General features: G+C 35.4%; 11 protein-coding genes. 5 read left to right on the forward strand and 6 right to left on the reverse strand.

The window, feature by feature from the left end; genetic code table 11:
• Positions 1–20: 20 nt before the first annotated feature.
• The 3 genes from DCS95_RS07775 to DCS95_RS07785 all read left to right on the forward strand — a co-directional run bounded on the left by DCS95_RS07775 (position 21) and on the right by DCS95_RS07785 (position 5,320).
• Positions 21–1,793, forward strand: a complete 1,773-nt coding sequence (locus DCS95_RS07775; protein ID WP_116770251.1) for a MutS-related protein — start codon at positions 21–23, stop codon at positions 1,791–1,793.
• 50 nt (positions 1,794–1,843) lie between these two features.
• Positions 1,844–4,243, forward strand: a complete 2,400-nt coding sequence (locus DCS95_RS07780; protein WP_116770252.1) for a hypothetical protein — start codon at positions 1,844–1,846, stop codon at positions 4,241–4,243.
• A gap of 75 nt (positions 4,244–4,318) precedes the next feature.
• A complete protein-coding gene (locus tag DCS95_RS07785) occupies positions 4,319–5,320 on the forward strand; it encodes a metal-dependent hydrolase (protein ID WP_116770253.1) in 1,002 nt (333 codons plus the stop codon).
• 3 nt (positions 5,321–5,323) lie between these two features.
• On the opposite strand, the gene tamL is transcribed toward DCS95_RS07785, so the two are convergent.
• Both tamL and DCS95_RS07795 read right to left on the reverse strand, forming a co-directional pair.
• Entirely contained in the window at positions 5,324–7,645 is a 2,322-nt protein-coding gene (gene tamL, locus DCS95_RS07790) for a translocation and assembly module lipoprotein TamL (protein WP_116770254.1), read from the reverse strand.
• Positions 7,635–12,623, reverse strand: coding sequence for a translocation/assembly module TamB domain-containing protein (locus tag DCS95_RS07795; protein WP_116770255.1), 4,989 nt, complete (start codon positions 12,621–12,623; stop codon positions 7,635–7,637). The genes tamL and DCS95_RS07795 overlap by 11 nt, the downstream gene beginning before the upstream one ends.
• Positions 12,624–13,050: 427 nt before the next feature.
• Here DCS95_RS07795 and DCS95_RS20595 point away from each other — a divergent pair, with 427 nt between their 5' ends.
• On the forward strand, positions 13,051–13,179 hold the full coding sequence (locus DCS95_RS20595) for a hypothetical protein (protein WP_279629385.1): 129 nt from the start codon (positions 13,051–13,053) through the stop codon (positions 13,177–13,179).
• Positions 13,180–13,239: 60 nt separating this feature from the next.
• On the opposite strand, the gene DCS95_RS07800 is transcribed toward DCS95_RS20595, so the two are convergent.
• The 3 genes from DCS95_RS07800 to DCS95_RS07810 form a co-directional block, all read right to left on the reverse strand.
• Positions 13,240–14,343, reverse strand: coding sequence for a DUF4407 domain-containing protein (locus DCS95_RS07800; protein ID WP_116770256.1), 1,104 nt, complete (start codon positions 14,341–14,343; stop codon positions 13,240–13,242).
• A gap of 116 nt (positions 14,344–14,459) precedes the next feature.
• Positions 14,460–16,772: a M56 family metallopeptidase gene (locus DCS95_RS07805; protein WP_116770257.1), complete on the reverse strand. Its 2,313-nt coding sequence runs from the start codon at positions 16,770–16,772 to the stop codon at positions 14,460–14,462.
• Between the two features lie 2 nt (positions 16,773–16,774).
• Positions 16,775–17,140 carry a BlaI/MecI/CopY family transcriptional regulator gene (locus DCS95_RS07810; protein ID WP_116770258.1) on the reverse strand — a complete coding sequence of 122 codons (366 nt, stop codon included), beginning with the start codon at positions 17,138–17,140 and terminating at the stop codon, positions 16,775–16,777.
• A gap of 226 nt (positions 17,141–17,366) precedes the next feature.
• Between DCS95_RS07810 and DCS95_RS07815 the strand changes: the two genes are divergently transcribed.
• Positions 17,367–17,945, forward strand: coding sequence for a PhnA domain-containing protein (locus tag DCS95_RS07815; protein ID WP_116770259.1), 579 nt, complete (start codon positions 17,367–17,369; stop codon positions 17,943–17,945).
• A 170-nt stretch (positions 17,946–18,115) separates the two neighbouring features.
• Here the strand turns inward: DCS95_RS07815 and DCS95_RS07820 are convergent, their stop codons facing one another.
• On the reverse strand, positions 18,116–19,507 hold the full coding sequence (locus tag DCS95_RS07820) for a dipeptidase (RefSeq protein ID WP_116770260.1): 1,392 nt from the start codon (positions 19,505–19,507) through the stop codon (positions 18,116–18,118).
• Positions 19,508–19,596 lie beyond the last annotated feature (89 nt).

Raw genomic sequence — 19,596 nt, forward strand, 5'->3', positions numbered from 1 at the left:
TCTATAATAGTTTATTTTGAATGGATAATTTACAGCAATTTTATACCAATAAAGTAAAGGGATTCAGCATACAGATTGAAGCACTTAACAAAACATTATTCACCTTTAGTTTACTTCGTTTAGTTATATTCTTGAGTACTATCGTAGCTATTTATTTTGCATCGGTAAATGCCAAATATGTTATTGGTGTGTTGTGCGTAGGTATTCCTTTATTCCTATTTCTGGTAAGTAAATACTCGAATCTAAAACATCAAAAAGAAAAATTAGAAGCTTTAAAAGATATCAATACAGTTGAATTACAGGTATTGAAAAGAGATTATTCCAACTTGTCCAACGGAAAAGAATTTGCAGACGATATCCATTTTTTTAGTCAAGATATAGACTTGTTCGGTGAGGGGTCTTTTTATCAAATTTCCAACAGAACAAAACTTGCAGAGGGTAGTTTATTATTGGCAGATATCTACAAAGAAAATTCCATCAGTGACATAAGGCAAAAGCAAGAAGCTATTGCCGAGATTGGTGAAAAAGTAGACTGGCGACAAGAATTTTCTGCCATGGCAGCATTGACCAAAACAGAAACTTCAACACATACTATTGCTAAGTGGCTTAAAAACTATGAGTCTTTTGTACCCAAGGCAATGAAATTTATTCCGCTAGTATTTTCAATTATTTCAGTAGTTATATTTATTGCATATTTTTTAGATTACCTACCAGAATCGGTTTTGATTATGTGGTTGGTACTAGGTATGATTATCGTTGGTGTTTTTTCAAAGAAAGTTACCAACTTAGGTCAGAATGCTACCAAAATGAAATCTACTTTTGATCAGTACAATCAATTGCTGTCAATGATAGAAACAACGGAATTTTCGTCTGAACTATTAAAGAAAAAGAAATCCAATATTTTAAGCAATGGGGAGAATAATTCTAAAGTACTAAAGAAATTCGCTTCGCTTTTAAGTAATCTAGACCGTAATAATAATCTTCTATATCTAATTTTTGCAAACGGATTTTTCCTCCGTTCGTTGACCGATTGCCTTGCGGTAGAAAACTGGATCCAAAAACATGGTAAGAGTGTAGAAACATGGTTCAATACTATTGCATTTTTTGATGCTTATAATAGTTTAGGAAATTTCGCTTTTAATCACCCAACATTTACATACCCTAACCTTACTGATGATGGTGTAGTACTAAAGTCAAAAAATGCTGGTCACCCGTTACTGGACCCCAAGAAAAGCATATTGAATGATATCACGATAAAGGGCGGACAGTTCTTTATTATCACAGGAGCAAATATGGCAGGTAAAAGTACTTTTTTAAGAACAGTTTCCCTGCAGATTATGATGGCAAATGTTGGTTTGCCAGTCTGTGCTGAATCGGTCAGTTATTCTCCTATAAAGTTAATTACCAGTATGCGTACTACAGATTCGTTGACAGATGATGAATCGTACTTCTTTTCAGAATTAAAGCGCCTTAGATACATTGTAGATGAAATACAAACAGACCGTTATTTTATTGTGTTAGATGAAATTTTGAAGGGAACCAATAGTACCGATAAGGCATTAGGTTCACGAAAGTTTGTAGAGCGATTGGTAAAGAGTAAATCTACCGGAATTATTGCTACTCACGATCTTAGCCTTTGTGAGGTTGCTAATGAATATGATGCGGTTAAGAACCATTATTTTGACGCGGAAATCATAGATAACGAACTACATTTCGATTACACGTTTAAAGATGGTATTTGTCAAAATATGAACGCTTCTTTTCTGTTAAAGAAGATGGGGATAATAGAATAAATCTTTTTTATTCTTAGATTTAAAATTGTAATCATTTTCCGTCTTTTTTTATGCATAGAATTTCGCTTTTACTCTTTTTTCTACTTTCTAATATTATTTTCGCTCAAAATGAAATTGGTAACAATTTGGTCAAGGATAAATTCTTGAAATATTTTGAGTTGCCAAGAGAGTCAATATTTCTACACACGAACAAAACAACGTATATAGGCAACGAAGAAATATGGCTAAAAGGTTATGTATATGATAGGCATAACAATAAACCCTTTAACCAAACTACAACAGTTCACGTAGGGTTGTATAATGGGTACGGTAAGAAATTTAACGACTACCATTTTAAAGCAGGTGATGGTTATTTTAAAGGTAATATTGCTGTAGATTCAATGCTTGCTAGTGGTGAATATTATCTTCGTACAAGTACGAATTGGATGAAGAATTTTAAAGAAGATGATTCATTTGTTCAGAAAATCACCATCCTAAACGAGAAGCCGATTAAAAAGGCTAAACCCATCAAAGATTATGATATCCAGTTTCTACCCGAAGGCGGTAACTTCGTTGAAGATGCGCCAGGTGTTATGGGAGTTAAAGTTACCGATGCTAACGGATATGGTGTTAGAATTGTTGAAGGGTCTATATTCGATAATAAGAATACTCAAGTAGCCAGATTTTATACATCAATTTTTGGCTTGGGAAAATTTAATTTTAATCCTAAGGCAGGTATTGAGTACGTGGCTAAAATAGAGTTTGACGATGGTAATGTGGAAATCACTACACTTCAAAAACCTTCTAAAGTAGGCATCTCTTTTAGTGTAAAGAATGTTGATGATAACAGGTTCATTATTAGTTTGACAACAAACGCGACGACAAAGGAAATTATTAAAGAAAAACAGTTTTATTTGTTGGTGCACAAAGATGGTCATGCAAATAGAATACCTATTACCTTCCCTAAGAATAAACTATTTGTATCAAAAGTTTTAAATAAAGAGGTGCTTAATAAAGGTATGAATATCTTGACGTTATTCAATCCAGATGGTAAGCCAATTGCAGAACGATTGATTTTTAATCATGCAAATCTTTTAGACACTAAATTGAGGGTAAGCAAAATAACTACCGAGGGCGATTCTTTAAATATTCAAGTCAAACTTCTTGATAACGGTAATGTACAACAAAATTTAAGTGTCTCTGTTTTACCTGGCAATACAATTTCTTACAATCAAAAAAACTCTATTTATAGTGCCTTATATTTAAAACCTTATGTAAAAGGATTTATTGAAAATCCAAAATATTATTTTAAGGATGTTACCCCTAAGAAAGAGAATGATCTAGATCTTTTATTGATGACCCAAGGTTGGTCTAAATATGATTGGACAGATATTTTTAAAGGTCCTCCTGGTCAGTTTTATGAATTTGAAAAGGGAATAGATTTAGAAGGAACTATTTATAATAAAGGAGTTACATCAGAAGAGAAGCTATTAGTTAGTTTTCCTGATGGTCGTAGTAGATATTTAGACATCTTGGACAATAGATTTTTAATACAGAAAAAATTTCCTGTAAAAGGTGAAACCTTGGATTTTACCCTCATTGTAAATAATGGAAAATTGGCAAAACCAAATATAGGTTTGAATATGAAGTTGGGAGTTGTACCGAATGAAATTGCTACTATTTGGAAAGAAAAAATAGAATTTGAAGATGAAAATAGTTCTAAAATAAATAATGTGCCAGATCTAATTTCTTCTGATAATACCATAAGTTTAAATGAGGTTACAGTTGTTGAAGATAAGGTCCAAACTACTGTTGCAAAGAATTCTTTAATTCCTAAATATTTGGTGAATAGGATGACTGAAGTTACTGAAAATTTGGAATTTAGTTTACCGTATGTTACCGATATCATTAGGTCTAGGGGTTACTATGTACTGGAGAATCTTCAGTTTGGCAGTGTGAGTCGTGTAATTATTAGGTCAATTATACCATCTTCCTTTATGGGGGGTAATATTTACCCTGTTCCTATTGTATATCTAGATAATGCCCGTTTACCAAACTTTGACATTCTATATAAAATGCCTACAAGCGAAATAGAAAGTTTTATGATAGATAAATCTGGGGCTAGAGAAGGAGCAAGAGGCGCCGGTGGCGTAATTCGTATTTATAGTAGAAGATTGCCAAGAGATTATAATGGTCAATATGGTAAAGATGAGAATGTTTTTAAGTACGAACTTAAAGAAGGATTCGAACCTGTTAAGAAATTTTATACCCCTAAATACACTTCATATCTTTCTAATGAATTTGAGAATTTTGGTACTATACATTGGGTTCCTGAATTAAAGACCGATGAAAATGGTATAGCTACATTCAAAATACTAAACACCTTACAGAATAATATCAATTTTTATATTGAGGGCATGGGGTCTGATGGTAGTTTGATTTCTTCTGAACAAAATCTTGTAATTGATTGATTTAATATTTTATATAAAATTATATAACAACACTTATTAATTGCCCCTTTGGGGGCTAGGGGGCTCGGCATCATTATGGATTCACTAACACAAATAGTACTCGGGGCAGCGGTCGGTGAGGCGGTTCTTGGTAAAAAAGTGGGCAATAAAGCTATGCTTTACGGTGCTATTGCAGGTACAATTCCTGATTTAGACGTAATAACACGCTATTTCCTAGATACCGTTACGGCAACCGAATGGCATAGGGGAGTTAGTCATTCTATATTTTTTTCCGTAGTATTTGCACCCATTTTTGGTTGGTTGGTTTGGAAGATTAATCAGAAAAAATCGGCTTCCTGGAGAGACTGGTCTTGGCTCATGTTCTGGGGTCTCTTTACGCATCCGTTATTAGATGCATTTACTACTTGGGGAACACAATTATTTTGGCCATTTAAAACAAGATTAGCTTTTCAAAGTGTATTTGTGATCGATCCATTGTATACAGTTCCGTTTTTTATTTTCTTGATATTGGCTATGTTTCAAAAACGGACGTCTATAAAACGCAGAAAGTATGTAAAACTCGGACTCCTAGTTAGTACATCATATTTAGTATTAACATTAGTTTTAAAAGGTATCGCTTTTCAGAAATTTGAAAATGCGCTTGAGGAACAAGGTGTTTCTTATAAAGAAATGAATACCCGCCCTGCACCATTGAATACGGTATTGTGGATGGCAAATATAGCTACTGAAGATGCTTATTTAATGGGAGATTATTCTTTTTTTGATACGCAGCCTATCTCGTTTACATCGTATCCTAAAAATAATGAATTACTGGGTAAATGGTCTAGTAACGATAAAATAGTGCGACTTATAAAAATAACCGAAGGTTGGTATACCATTACCGAAAATGATGGGCATCTGTATTTCAACGATCTTAGATTCGGACTCATTAGTTTAGATGAAAACGAGACCCAATTCGCCTTTAGCTATAGATTAGTGCCTAATGGTGATGATTTAATAGTAGAAGAAAGACCTAAATTTAAAAGGGATGCAAAACGATTATTGTCCGCTCTTTGGCAACGTATGTGGGGTAACTAATATTTAAAAAGGATAGCCTATCGCGAAGTTCAAGGTCATATTATTATCTGCATTACCAAAGAAGGGTACGTTCCATCGTTCGTTTTCGTCTAAATAGGGTATACGTAAAGGGGAAGCCAAATCTAACCGAATAACAAAACTTTGAATATCTAAACGTAAACCAAAGCCTACACCGGCAGCAACTTCGTTTAACCAATCTTTTTCAAACTTTCCGTCGGTAAAAAGTGATACTGAAGAAGACGAAGTTGACTCATCTTCTACAAGGCTGGAATAATCTCCTGTTAGCCACACGTTACCTGCATCCACAAAAAAGGCTCCTTTTAAATAGGAGAATAACGGAAACCTATACTCTACATTGGCCTCTAATTTTAAGTTACCCGATTGGTCGTAGTAATCAGTAGAATCATCCTCGGTATCCGGATAAAAACTACCAGGTCCTATTGAACGGATGTCAAAGGCACGCACACTATATGGTCCGCCAGAATAAAATTGTTTAACGAAAGGTAAAGTGGAACTATTTCCATAAGGTATTCCCCAACCTGCATATATACGTGAAACTAACGTACGTTCTTTTTTCCAGCGTAAGTAGAGTCGTAAATCGGCATCCACTTTTGCATATTGTGCATATTCTGATCCAAAAATGGTATTGGAGCCTCCGCTAAATAGACTTAAGGCATTTCCTGCCAAATCAAAATTGGTGGAAAAATAAATGGGCTTTTCTTTGCTAAGATTAGAGACTTCATCATATGTGAAACTATATAGCAAACCAGCTATAAAGCGCTGTTCAAAACTTTGGCTTAAATATTCGTTATCATCTAGAATTTCCTGAAATTCATCGGTTACGTTAGATAATCTAGAATAGTTTATACTGATTGGGTCTAATGTATGGTATACGTATTGATTTTCCTTCCAGGTATACCCAAAACTACTATTTACGGAACTTAGGGTGAACAGATCGCTACGTTGTAGAAAATCGACCCCTAAAGATATTTTAGTTTTAGGCACGGCATATTTAAACCTACTGGGAGAAAATGGTATGGATCTAGGTATGATCAAATCGGCACTTAAACCACCGGCAATACTACTGAGATTGTTATTGCTATTAGACAGTTGTAGCTCATAAGAAAAGTCTGCCGAGACACTAAAAGTTTCGCCACCGTTGAAAACATTTCTGTTGGTATGGCTCAACAAGATTCCTGGACCTGTATAACCGTTAGATCTAGAGACAGCTTGTAATTCTGCTCTAATGGATCGTTTTGTAAGAGGAGCTAAATAGATATCTGCCGCTAACGACCCTCCATTACCGTCGGTGCCAGTGGTGTCTAGCTCGGTGTATTGTATGTTTACGTACTTGTAACTGCCCAAAGCAGATAGTCTGTTGCTTGTTTGTTTTGATGTGTTGGCATCGTATAGGTCACCTTCATTGAAGAGTAAGTACGACTCTAAGAGTTCTGGTTTAAAATATAATTCGTTCTGTACAAAATCTATACTGTCTACTTGAGTTACATTTTCTTTGGTCAAGGGCAAAGTGTCACCTTCAATAGTATAGTTGGGGTAAACGGTAATGGAATCTATGGTGTACGGTATAGAGGCACGGCTAGGCACTTCTTTTTTAAGCCTAAGGAACAAATCAAATTTTCTATTCTTGTATTGATTGGTATCCGCTTCAAAAATCAACAGGTCTTCTTGACTGTTGTAAAAACCTTTTTGTTTTAAACCATTATTAAGGCGTACTCTTTCAGCTTTTAATAGATCTAAATCAAAACGGTCTCCTTTTTTTAACGCGGTTTCCGGTAGCAATTTTTCTATTTCCTTGTACATAGGTAAAGTATCCGACTCTAGGGTGTAATTCTCCAATACGTAAGGAGCCGGTAGCTTGGCGGAATAATTTACCGAGGCAAATTGCTCATCGATGACCGTTTCAGATTCGGATTCACTGTAGAAGAATCCGTTATTATCTAGTCGGTTCAATATCAACTCTTCTACGCGTTCGGGGTTTACATCTGAAAAATAAACAGGTTCTTCACCAAAAGATTTATTTAGAAACCTATATAAGAACCCGGGTTTTTCTCGCTGTGCCTTATAATGAAAAAACAAGGCAGGTTTCATTCCTAAAAATTTGGTATTAGGGTTTGGTTCTATAAGATTCAGCAATTCTGCCTTAACTTCCTTACTGTCTTGTAGTTCTCCTTCATAATTTAAATCAAGGGTTGCTCCTGTATATAACTGCTCTCCTTCGGGTATATATTTTTTTATCCCGCAAGAATAAACAAACAATAGTGCGAGGCATAATAAAGTACGATATGTGAATTTTTTATTTTTCAATGTCCTCTTCTTTCTTTTTAGAAGTTTTTTTCTCAGGTTCTTCTTTTTTCAACGGACTGAACAATTGACTGAATTTATTAAACTCCCGATTAAATATAAAAGCGACTCCGGTTATAATCAACTGCCCGTCTATAATATTTTGATACTCTTGCTTTCTGAAGCCTTTTAGTCGATATGTACCTTCTTCGCTCAGTAAATACTCTAACGTAACATTGCCAATTAACGGGGTTTCCGTTTCGCTAGAGGAGGCACTACCTTCTACATCCACGGCACTACCGGCAGTAACAATCAATCGGTCATCGAAAAGTTTTTTACTTGCACTTATATTCAATTGGGTTCTGCTTTCAGCAGTGCCACTTTCATAATCCTCAAAACTGTCTAGGTCAAAACCAAGCTCAAAACCGGTATTGCCCAATAGTTTATTCGAGATGGAATTGAGTTCGTTAGAGAGTACTTTGTTTACATTGTTTCTTGCAATAGAAATAGCACCGCCACTACTACCGTCACTACCCGTGGTGGGATAAAATCGATTTAATGCCAATAGGGAAAATACCTGCTTGTTCAGTTCAGACTCTTGCTCGTTCAATTGTTGAATACGACCATAAACGGCACCGCCAAAATTACCTTGTTCACTTTCGGGCATGTCTAAAGCAAAAGATATTTCTGGTTGTGTTAGCTGTCCATCAATATTTAGATACACCAAAAAATCGGCAGCCTGTTGGTATGAGCCAGAAACACTGCTGTCTGTACCATAACTTATTGAAGACATTAAAGACGATGCTGAGGTTTCTATCTCATAGATTGCGGTAACGTCCATTTTGGCATCATAAGGGTCGCCACTCCAAACTATACTACTGCCTTTCTGCAATTGAAATTCGCGACTTACCAAGTTATATAGGCTGGTTCTGTAGAATCCTGAATTTAATTCTAACCGCCCAGATAATCGAATGTCTTGATTGGGGTCTATGTTCAAATTCAATGTAGCATCACCAGATGCTTGTAGTTTATCTTGTGTTTTTTCATCAAGAACGATAGTAAATTTTGCCTCGTTTCCTATTTCTAGAATGGTATTGATATCCATACCTGCAAAAAATGAATTTGTTGTTTCTTCATCCGTTCTTGTGAGAATAGCATCAGGATTTTCCCTGTTTACAAAAATGACCACTCCGTCTCGTTCTTGAATATCCAATTGGTCTTGCGGTACCACATAGGTAAGATCGGTAACATCGCGAATACGTAATTTACCATCGATAACAGGTAGTTCCAAATCTCCCTTAACAGTAACATCTGCCTGTATACTAGCAATGCCGTACACCAATTCATCGTCTCCTTTTTCAGAATCAAGTACCCTAAACTGGTCTGTTTTTACCGAAAGGTCAAAACCTGGATATATAAAACTCTCTGTATCTACCGTGCCATCTATGGTCAACGTACCCTGGTTGAGGTCATTTATGGCAAATGAATTAAAACTGATGGTCTCTTGGTCAATATCTATGTATTGATTATCGATTTCCAATGCAGATTTGTAGGCATTTAGACTTAGACCGAATTCATTGAAGTTTATTCTTCCTGAATATTTAGGCTCTGCAAGGGTACCTTTCACCAAAAGGCTTCCGTCTAAATAACCTTTGGCATTGGTCAACTGGTCATTTGAGAACCCTTGTATAATGCTGGCTTCCAGTTTTTGAATATCAAGCTCCATGTTTAAATACGCAGTATTTTCCTTAGCGGTATAGTCCCCTGTTAAAGTGAGGTTTGCACCACCATCTTTCATTGCCAAGTCAAAATCATATTCAGACAGCGATTTGGACGATGCATCAAGGGTTAAAGTACCTAACGGATTTTGGAGCACGTGAAAATCTTTAATATCAATATCGGCTACCAGACCCGATGCGGCATACGGATTAAGAACTACGAAATCTCCTTCTACTTTTCCTTTCGACAATGCTTCATCAGGATTGAAAAAACTAAGGAAAGTCTGTAATTGAAAGTTCTCGAACAGAATACCGATATGTTCGGTATTCATTTTTGGAAATTTGTTCGATATTTCCATTTTTTGAGCATTTCTGGTCAAGACGACATTCTCAAAGTCAGAATATGCTTCGGCAATTACTATACTGTTATCCTCTGGTATTTCCCATTGCTTTTTATTCAGTATTAAATCTTCAGGATTGATATGGAGTTTTAAAGTGTCCTTTTGAAATGATAGTCCCGATTCTATATGCATTACTTGTAAGGAGTCATTCTGAGAAGTAAAGTCAAGTAACAGCTCTTTGTTTTTTAAGCTTCCTTCTAAATAAGTCTGTTTTAGGTGGATGGGCTCATAAATTAAATCTGCCAAACCAGCAGAGAATTTAAGGTCGACAGAATCTCCCTTTATATATGCATTTAAACTATCGACAGAACTACCGGCATATGCAATGTGTGGTACAGTGACCTCGGCAGAAATTTTTCGATTTTTAGAATTGAAACTAGCATCTATATTCAACGAATCTAAATCTTCGACACCATCAAAAAATACTTTAGATAGAATAGGAGTGGGGATAATTGCTAGAGCCAGCTTTGCATCTATATCATCTTCTACTGTAAAACTAGTTGTGTCGTCTGTAGTGAAATACTGCTCTATTTGTTTCTTTAAGGCGTTGGTGATTCTATTGGGTGATGCGTTCGATGCCAATTGTCCTTTCAAGAAATTACTCTGTACGGAAACATCGGTAATAGTATCTTCTATATGAGCTTTTAAGACAATAGTAGACACTTGGTATTGCTCATTATCGGCAATGGCAATACCTTCATCAATTGTGGTGTTTATGGTATAGTTTGATGGCGAACCAGTATAGTTTCCATTGATATTCGCTGCAATTTTAATATCACTTTTTGTAAGCCCAAGCTCTTGTAAAGCTGCCCCAATAATATTTGACGTAAAAACAATGTCATTTTCTTCTGATGAAAGTACCATAGTAGCATTTGCTTTCATGTTCAAATTTGGATCGTTGATGTTGGCGGTTATAGTACCATTCCCGTCTTTTAGATTTCCATCAATAGTCACTTCTTTGTAGTCATATCCACTGTACTGAAATTGCGAAACTGTACCGTTGATATTAGCATCAAAATTACTTGGTTCACTTCCTGATCCTTTACCTTTTATATCAAGTGAAATTTTACCCAGTTGATTATTTTGTAACAGCTGTCCCAGTTGTAAACTATCTACTGAAATAGCACCGTCAAATTTCATGATATTTCCAAAATCTACTAGTGCATTTATGTTAGCGGAACCTTCAGGAATTTTGATATTCATATTGGGTTTTACCCATGTAGTTCCACCAGATAAATCACCTTCCGCTAGTATGGTTTCAGGAATTGAAATACCTAGTTCTTTAGATGATATTATTTTATTTATTGCTTTTTCAGTGCTTTTAAAGCTAATATTGTTCAAATTGTATTGTAGTGAATCTGGTTTCGTTAAATTATTTATGCTTCCCTTTGCACTAAGTTTGGTGTCATTTCCCCATTGTAATTCGGTACTGAAGTCATCTACTTTTTTCAAAGTTCCTTTAGCTTTTAAGTTACCAATAATTGGATATGCCGATAAGGAATCTAAATACTGATTTTGGGCTAATTCAGGTTGTAGTTGTAGCACATCGTCAAGCTCTAAATTAAGGTCTGAAATAGTGGCGGACAAGGTACTTTTCTTAGGATTTTTAATTGCTCCTTTCAGGGAACTAAACTGTACATAAAAATCTGCCTTTACTGAACTCTGATTCATTTGAAAAACAACATCTGAAAGTGATGCTTCGGTATTGGTTAAGCCTGCATTAAATGCCAATTGGTTTAACTTTATGCCACTAGGTTCAAAAAAGGAAAATTTAGAAACGTTCAGATTAAATTTCTCGGGTTGGTATTTTAAATCTTCAGCTAGCAGACGTAGCTTTTCAATTTTAAAAGCATTTGGATTAAAGCTTTCAGTGTTTTGCCGGTTTCCATTTAATGAATAGCTAAATGTATTTTTAGCAATATCTATAGTGTTTGCGGCGAGGATAAATTCTGGCCATTCAAATGTAGCTGTATTGGAAGCAGTTACTTCAGTTTCTTGACCATTTATTTCTAGTTCTATTTGTGAATCATGTAAAACAAGGTCATCGGTCTCGTATCTATTTTTAGAAACATCTGCTAGTATATCTGTGAGTTCAATAGTACCTAATTGTAATTTAGTTTGTAAACCATCTGGCTGACTGTCGTAGTTGACATGAACATTTTTTACAATAAAATCTTCAACTTCAATATATGGTAGTGCTGTACTGGTGGTGTCTTCGGTTATAGGAAATGCTTGCGATTGTACATATTTAAACTCGGTATCGCTCAACTCAAAATCATCCAAAGAAAACTTCATGGCATCTAAGTCAAATTCAGATATATCTACATCTAATTTTCCGAGTACTAGGTTAATGTCCGTGCCAAGATAGGCATCTGTATAGGTCAATTTCCAATCAGCTATATCTACACTACCCACGGTAATACTCATGGGTTCGCTGGTAGTTGTAGTAGTATCGGTTGGTGTGGTCAGTGCATCGATTAAGAATGTGAAATTAAACTCTTCGGGATTGCTTTCTCGACTTATTTTGGCGACAACGCCATTTGAAACCACATCATCAATGGAAAGTTCATTATTGAAAATAACAGGGTATATAGGAATATCGGCCTGCAGAGATTGTGAATAGAAAAGTGTATCGCCTTTTACATCTTCTAAATAAACGTCTTCTATTTGAATGTCTCCTGAGAAGGTAAGGTATAGATTGCCAACGGCTACTTTGGTATTCGTTTTGTCAGATATATAATTAGTGACTTTAGAAACAATGAAGTTTTGCGCCCAGGGTGTTCTAATGACCAATACCAGAATAAAAAACAGCAATAATACCCCGAGGATAATTTTTCCTAAGCGTTTTAAATACTTTTTGAATTTCGCATTTTCGTTGGCCATATAGTGAGCACTAGAGGGTTGAATGCAAACATTCAATTTTTATCAATGACAAACTATTGTTCAAGTTGTGCCATAAAACCTGTAGCAATTATAATTAGTAAGACTATTATGATCATAAGGTTGTAAAACCTTCTTTTCTTTTTCTTGGTTTCTTTAAGTGATGCCATAAAAACGCAAAGTTAAACCTACCAAAATATAAATTTAGCTTATTTGCCACGAAGATTATCGGTATACAACATAATCAAGCAGTTTGTGCCTTTATTACCTATTTAAATTATTGGCTAAAAACTGTTCATCTACACTTTTTGTTGATTCGTCTACAGTTGCTGTGGGTTAATCTACGATTGAAAAATTGAACGCTATCTACACGATACCTTTGGAGTGTAATTAACGATTAACTCAAAAAATATCACCAATACGAAATCATATGAAAACAGTTATAAACTCAAAAAGATGCTTAGGGTATTTCGAAACAGCCAGCCAAGATGAAATTTATGAAATCTGCCAATTTAATATAACAGATTCTGAATTGATCGTAGAGGCCATGGCAGTGTAAAAAAGTTGTTCAGGTAGTTCCCCCAAACCGATGAAGGCCAATAGAAATATTGGTCTTTTTCTATTTTAAGGCTTTCGTCTGTATTTTATGAAAGCTGTCTGCTTGTAAGCGTAGCAATTCCTCTGCTTTTTTCTTTTTGTACCCGTACAATTCCTCTTCTCCCTTCAAATCTTCGTATATTTTCTGATTGATTTCTCCGTCAGTTGAAGCTATTAATTGACGTTGCGCCAATTTTTGCTCTACCCAAGTAGAAAGTACACTTTCTTCCTCTTCTAATTTAATATCATATTCACCTTTTGGTGCCAGTAATTTGGCAATTATAGGCGAAGTTTCAATCGCTAAGAATAGTAGAAATATGAAAAAGGATGGTAGCCACGGCAATTCATCTAAAGCTGATATTCTTGCCATTAATCCGTCAAAACCATCTATAATGGGTTGCGAAGTTTTTACAACTTCGGCATATTCCGTATTTAAATCGGTTATCTGGGCTTCTAATTCTGTAATCTTTTCTGCATTCGTGGTCTTTAATGCCTGTAGTTCGGCAAGAGAAGCATCATGTTTTTCACGCTTTTCTTCATACACAGGTCCTTTACCCAATAACTTTGTGCCAGCAGTACCTTCAGCTTCATTGATGTAAATATCATAAAGCGCGTTTGTTTCTGCTTCTTTAGTGTCAATTTCGGTTTTTAGGGCTGTAATATCTTGATTTAATTGTTCAACCTTTGGGGTGTATTGCAATGCGAGTTGTTCTTTGTTGGCAAGGGTAAGCTCATTCTTTTGTTCTAATAACACCTGATTGATCTCTTTCTCAAAAATTTTCATTTCCAAGGGTTTTGAAATCACAATGGCGATTATAACGGCAAGAATAATTCGTGGTACGGCCTGTAAAAACTCCTGACCAAAATTCCCTCTTTTTTTAATGGTAGAGACTATAAAGCGGTCTAAATTGAAAATTAGTAATCCCCAGATAAAACCAAAAAATATAGCTGCATAAACATTGTCAAAAACAGTATATAGTGCATAACTACTGGCGATAAATGCCATGACCGCAGTAAAAAAAACCGTTGCGCCAATACCCGCATATTTGTTCTGTTCCCCTTTAGAACAAGTTTGTAATAATTCGGCATCTGCGCCAGAGCAAAGAATAAAGAAGTTTTGAATCATGATGAAAATTCGTTTTTTGATTGATGATGATGTATACTGGGTGAACGTAACTATTTCACTTTTGGTACGCAAAAAGCCCTCGAAAAGAGGGCTTTAACATATGTTTGACGTTGTTGTTACCTTATTGTTACAGGTTCTTTGGTAATTCGTACTTCTGCTTTACCATTTTTCTTTCTAGATTCTATATTTAACGCTTTGTTTTTCTTTAGTAGGTCAATGGCTTTATCAGACGAAATGGCTTTGCCTTCGTAGAAAAACGTTGCTCCTTTTTTTGCCATGCTTATAACATAATCTAACGGTGACGGCGGAGTAGGAGGTGGAGGTGCAACCGGACTGCTAGGCTTAGAATGAAAAGTTTGGGTGTTTGAAGGAATTCCGTTTAAAGCCTTTACATCGAGATTTAAATGATCATATGGGTCTTGATTTTCAATGATTTCATTAATCTGACTGTCTGCATACTCAGAAGTGTTTGGGGCTTCAGGAACTGGTGGTGGCTCTGGGAAATCTGGGAATGGCTCTCCATTCTCTTTTTGTTTAGCAGACATTAATCCGTAGATATAAGTTAGTCGATCCACATCAGCTTTTAGTATGCGTATATTTCCGCCTTCGGAAATCATGGTGTTGTAACTTTTTGCCAACTTATTGTAGGTGGATAATTGCTCTTTTGTAGTACCATCTTGATTTTGTTTAGGCAAACATTCAGGAAAAGGTTGAGCTGATTTTCTTTCCTCAACAGTCATATTTTTATAGATAGATTCTAACATCCTTAAATCACTAAGTGGAATACTTCTTTTCTCTATAGGGATTGCATTGTATTTTTTTGCAAGAGTATTGTAGTTGTTAAAAGCTCTTTTGTTTAGATTCTTATTAATGTCACCTGAGGATGTGTATATGGCAAATTGTGCATTATCATAATCCTCTAAAGGCGACATAGCTTTTACGCTATGGCGCTTTACTATTGCATTTAGTTGAGTAGCGGGTATAATTTTGTTATCGTTAACTGAAATAAAATCGTTAAGGTTGTTTAATTGTATCCAGCCTGATGAACTTACTAAGTAGTGTATATTATCTATTTCAATAACGATTTTTTCATTGCCTTTTTTAGCATTTTTTAGTTCCTGATTAAAAGCATGTTCTTTAATAGCATTAACCTTAAATTCTTGAATTGATGAGTTTGAAGAATCACTGTTGCTTGTAAAAAGTTTTGAAAATTCTGGTACATCCGAATTTTTATTTTGAAGCCCAAAATAAAATGTACTAGTGATTTCTCCTTGTAAATTACCCCAGTGTTCTTGTTGTATAAGTGGTTTATACCCATTTTTTTTAACCGAAAGCGAAAAGTAAATTTCTCCGGGTTGTTCTATTTTTAATTTAAGTGAGTAATTTCCGTGGTTGTCTGTAACAGCGAGTAAATTTCCTTCTTTATCTCTTATTTCGGCATTTTCTAAGGGCTGTAAAGTCTTTGAGTCTACTACTGAACCGGCTAGTTTTATTATTCTTTTAGTGTCTAATTGGTTATTACTAGTTCTATTGGCATTACTATACTTTGTTGATTTTTCACTGAATCCAAATAGTAAAATTGCCAATAACGGAAGCAGCAATAGACTTCTAATTAAAATCCCCTTTTTTGATGTTTGTTTTTTCATGATGATGAATCGTTTTTTGATTGATGAATAATTTATGGCATTTGCAATACCAACTGATTGATGGATGTTAGAGCTGTCGTTTGATAAGTACGATAGTAATGTATTTTGATAGTTTAAGTGGTCTTCTTGACTATTAAGTACCGCACTGTCTGCTAAGAATTCATGATTTAGTTTAATGCTTTTCTTGAAAGCATATATTAACGGATTGAACCAAAATAATACTTGTAATACCTCCAGAAAAAGAACATCCAAACTATGCCTTTGTATAGCATGGGTTTCTTCATGTAGCAGCACAGAATTAGGTATGCTTTTGGTCTCAAATTTTTGTTTATTCAGAAATATGTACTTTAAAAAAGTGTGTGGCGGCAGTTGTTCTTTTAATAGGATTCTATAGATAGTACTATGTTTCGTTTTTGGATTGTTATGAATACGTTTCCAAATTTTATTGAGATTGATAAGAAAACGCAATGCAAATCCTGCAACTCCTAATCCGTATATAGTCCATAGTATTAAAGACCAATTCATAGGCGAATTTGCAATAGTCTGAACTACTGGTTGTATCTCTTGGGGTTCATTTATGGTGATAACTTGAGTGACTCCCGTGGAGGGTTCAATTTCAACGTATTCTGTAAATACAATTTGTGGTATTATAAAAGAAGCGATGACTGCTGTTAATAGAAAAAATCTTTTAAAATGATGCATGCTTTCTTTCTCCAAAAGGAGTTTATAGAAAAGCAAAAAGATGCTCATACATGCGGCGGATTTTAAAAGATAGATTTCCATAATTACTTCTTTTCTATTTCAACATCTATTAGTTTTTTCAATTCTTCCAATTCTGCTTTGCTTAAATTGGTTTCTTGAGTGAAAAAAGATGCGAACTGACTCGCACTATCATTAAAGAAGTTTTTAATGAGTCCGTTAACATGTTTAGAGAAATAGTCTTTTTTCTTAACCAACGGAAAGTATTCTCTACTTCTACCAAAGCTTTTATAGTCAATAAACTTCTTGTCGGTCATTCTTTTTAAAAGTGTGGCAACCGTTGTGGTGGCGGGCTTGGGTTCTGGGTAAGCATCAAGCAAATCTTTCATGAAAGCCTTTTTCTGCTTCCAAAGAATATTCATTAATTCTTCTTCTGATTTGGATAATTGCATTTTTCTACAAGTTTAGAGTATGTTCTACAAACATAGAATAAATATTTTAATTCTACAAATGTAGAGGCGTTTTGTTGGTTTTTGCCTTAGGGATAGCAATGAAAAGCCGCATTCGCTTTTTAGCGAAGCGTACTTGCAATGTATAGCCCGACCCCAATTCTTTGGGAAAAGGTCCATATGACCGATTTGAAAGATGTAAATTTGTCTTCTTAAAATAACCAATAATATGAGTGTATTAGCTGATTTGGAAGCACGTAGTGGCTCCACTTGCGAATTATGTACGGGAACCAGTAATTTAGAAGTTTTTGAAGTGGAACCGGTAACGGTAAGTGGTGTAGATTCTAGTATATTGGCATGTGAAATTTGCCGTACTCAAATTGAAGACCCGGAGCAGATGGATGCAAACCATTGGCGTTGTCTGAACGACAGTATGTGGAGCGAATATGATTCGGTGAAAGTTGTGGCTTGGAGAATGCTATCTAGATTAAAATCTGAAGGCTGGCCTAAAGATTTGCTGGATATGATGTATTTGGAACCAGAGGTTTTAGATTGGGCAAAAGCTACTGGCGAAGGATTGGCAGAAAGCGAGAAAATAATTCACCGCGATGTTAATGGTGTAATTCTTGAAAATGGAGATAGTGTAGTTCTGGTGAAGGACTTGAAAATTAAAGGGTCTAGCCAAGTAGCTAAACAAGGTACTGCAGTACGTAGAATTTCTTTAGATCGTGAGAATGCCGAGTACATTGAAGGTAAGGTAGGACCAACTATGACGGTTATCATTACCAAGTACGTGAAGAAAATATAGTTGTTTGTTCTTTGAATCAATATATCATCGATAAAAGATACTTCTAGAATAAAATGAACGTCTTTGCGAGGAGCTTTATAGCGACGAAGCAATCTGTAAGTTTCGTGTTCCAAAGTTACAGATTGCTTCGCCAAACTCGCAAAGACGTTTTATTTTCAACTGTCAACCATTTACTTCTTGGTCATTTCTGTAAAATACTCATAAAAATACGGTATTGTTTCAATGCCTTTAAAGTAGTTCCACACTCCAAAATGCTCGTTAGGGGAGTGTATGGCATCACTATCTAAACCAAAGCCCATAAGTATGGTCTTGCTTTTTAGTTCTTGCTCAAAAAGGGAAACTATTGGTATACTACCACCACTACGTTGTGGAATCGGTTTTTTACCGAATGTAGTTTCGTAAGCTTTTGAAGCCGCTTGGTAAGCAGTGGTATCGATAGGGGTTACATATCCTTGTCCGCCATGATGAGGTTTTACAACTACCTTTACACCTTTAGGCGCAATAGCTTCAAAATGTGTTTTGAATAGTTCGGTGATTTCTCTCCAATCTTGATTAGGAACTAATCGCATAGATATTTTGGCGTAAGCCTTACTGGCTATAACCGTTTTAGCACCTTCACCAATATAACCTCCCCAAATACCATTTACATCTAGCGTAGGTCTAATGGAATTACGTTCGTTGGTGGAATATCCTTTTTCTCCGTAAACAGATTCAATATCCAAAGCCTCTTGGTATTTTTCAATACTAAAAGGTGCTTTTGCCATTTCTGCACGTTCGTCGGCAGATAGTTCTTCTACTTTGTCATAAAAACCAGGAATGGTTATATGATTGTTTTCATCATGTAGACTGGCGATCATTTTGGTTAAAATATTGATAGGGTTGGCAACCGCACCGCCATATAAGCCAGAATGTAAATCGCGATTAGGACCGGTAACTTCTACTTCCACATAACTAAGTCCCCGTAAACCTGTAGTAATGGAAGGAACATCATTGGCAATCATTCCTGTATCGGATATTAAAATAACATCGTTAGCCAGTTTTTCTTTATTCTCGGCTACGTAAATGCTTAAGTTATTACTGCCAACTTCTTCCTCGCCTTCGATCATGAATTTTACATTACATGGTAGCTGGTCGGTTTTCACCATAAGTTCCAATGCTTTTACATGCATATACATTTGCCCTTTATCGTCACAAGCACCACGTGCAAAAATGGCTCCTTCTGGGTGCTTATCGGTTTTTTTGATAACAGGTTCGTATGGTGGTGAAGTCCATAATTCCAATGGTTCGGCTGGTTGTACATCATAATGACCATATACAAGTACCGTTGGTAAATCAGGATTTATAATTTTTTCACCGTATACAATTGGGTAACCAGCAGTTTCATGAATTTCAACAAGATCACAGCCAGCATCCTCCAATCTCGATTTTACCATTTCAGCAGCATCTAAAACATCTTGCGAAAAAGCAGGGTCTGCGCTAACAGACGGAATTTTAAGTAGTTCAATGATTTCATTTAAAAATCGGTCTTTGTTTTCCGATAAATAATTTTTTACGTTTTTCATGTACTTTTTTATGTGACTTTCGATAAAAGTACAAAAAGCGTAATTTTTAAATAGCTAAAATTTAGAGAATTGATTTTTTGCATTATATT

Origin of the sequence: Maribacter litoralis (assembly GCF_003075045.1) — a bacterium.
GTDB lineage: Bacteria > Bacteroidota > Bacteroidia > Flavobacteriales > Flavobacteriaceae > Maribacter > Maribacter litoralis.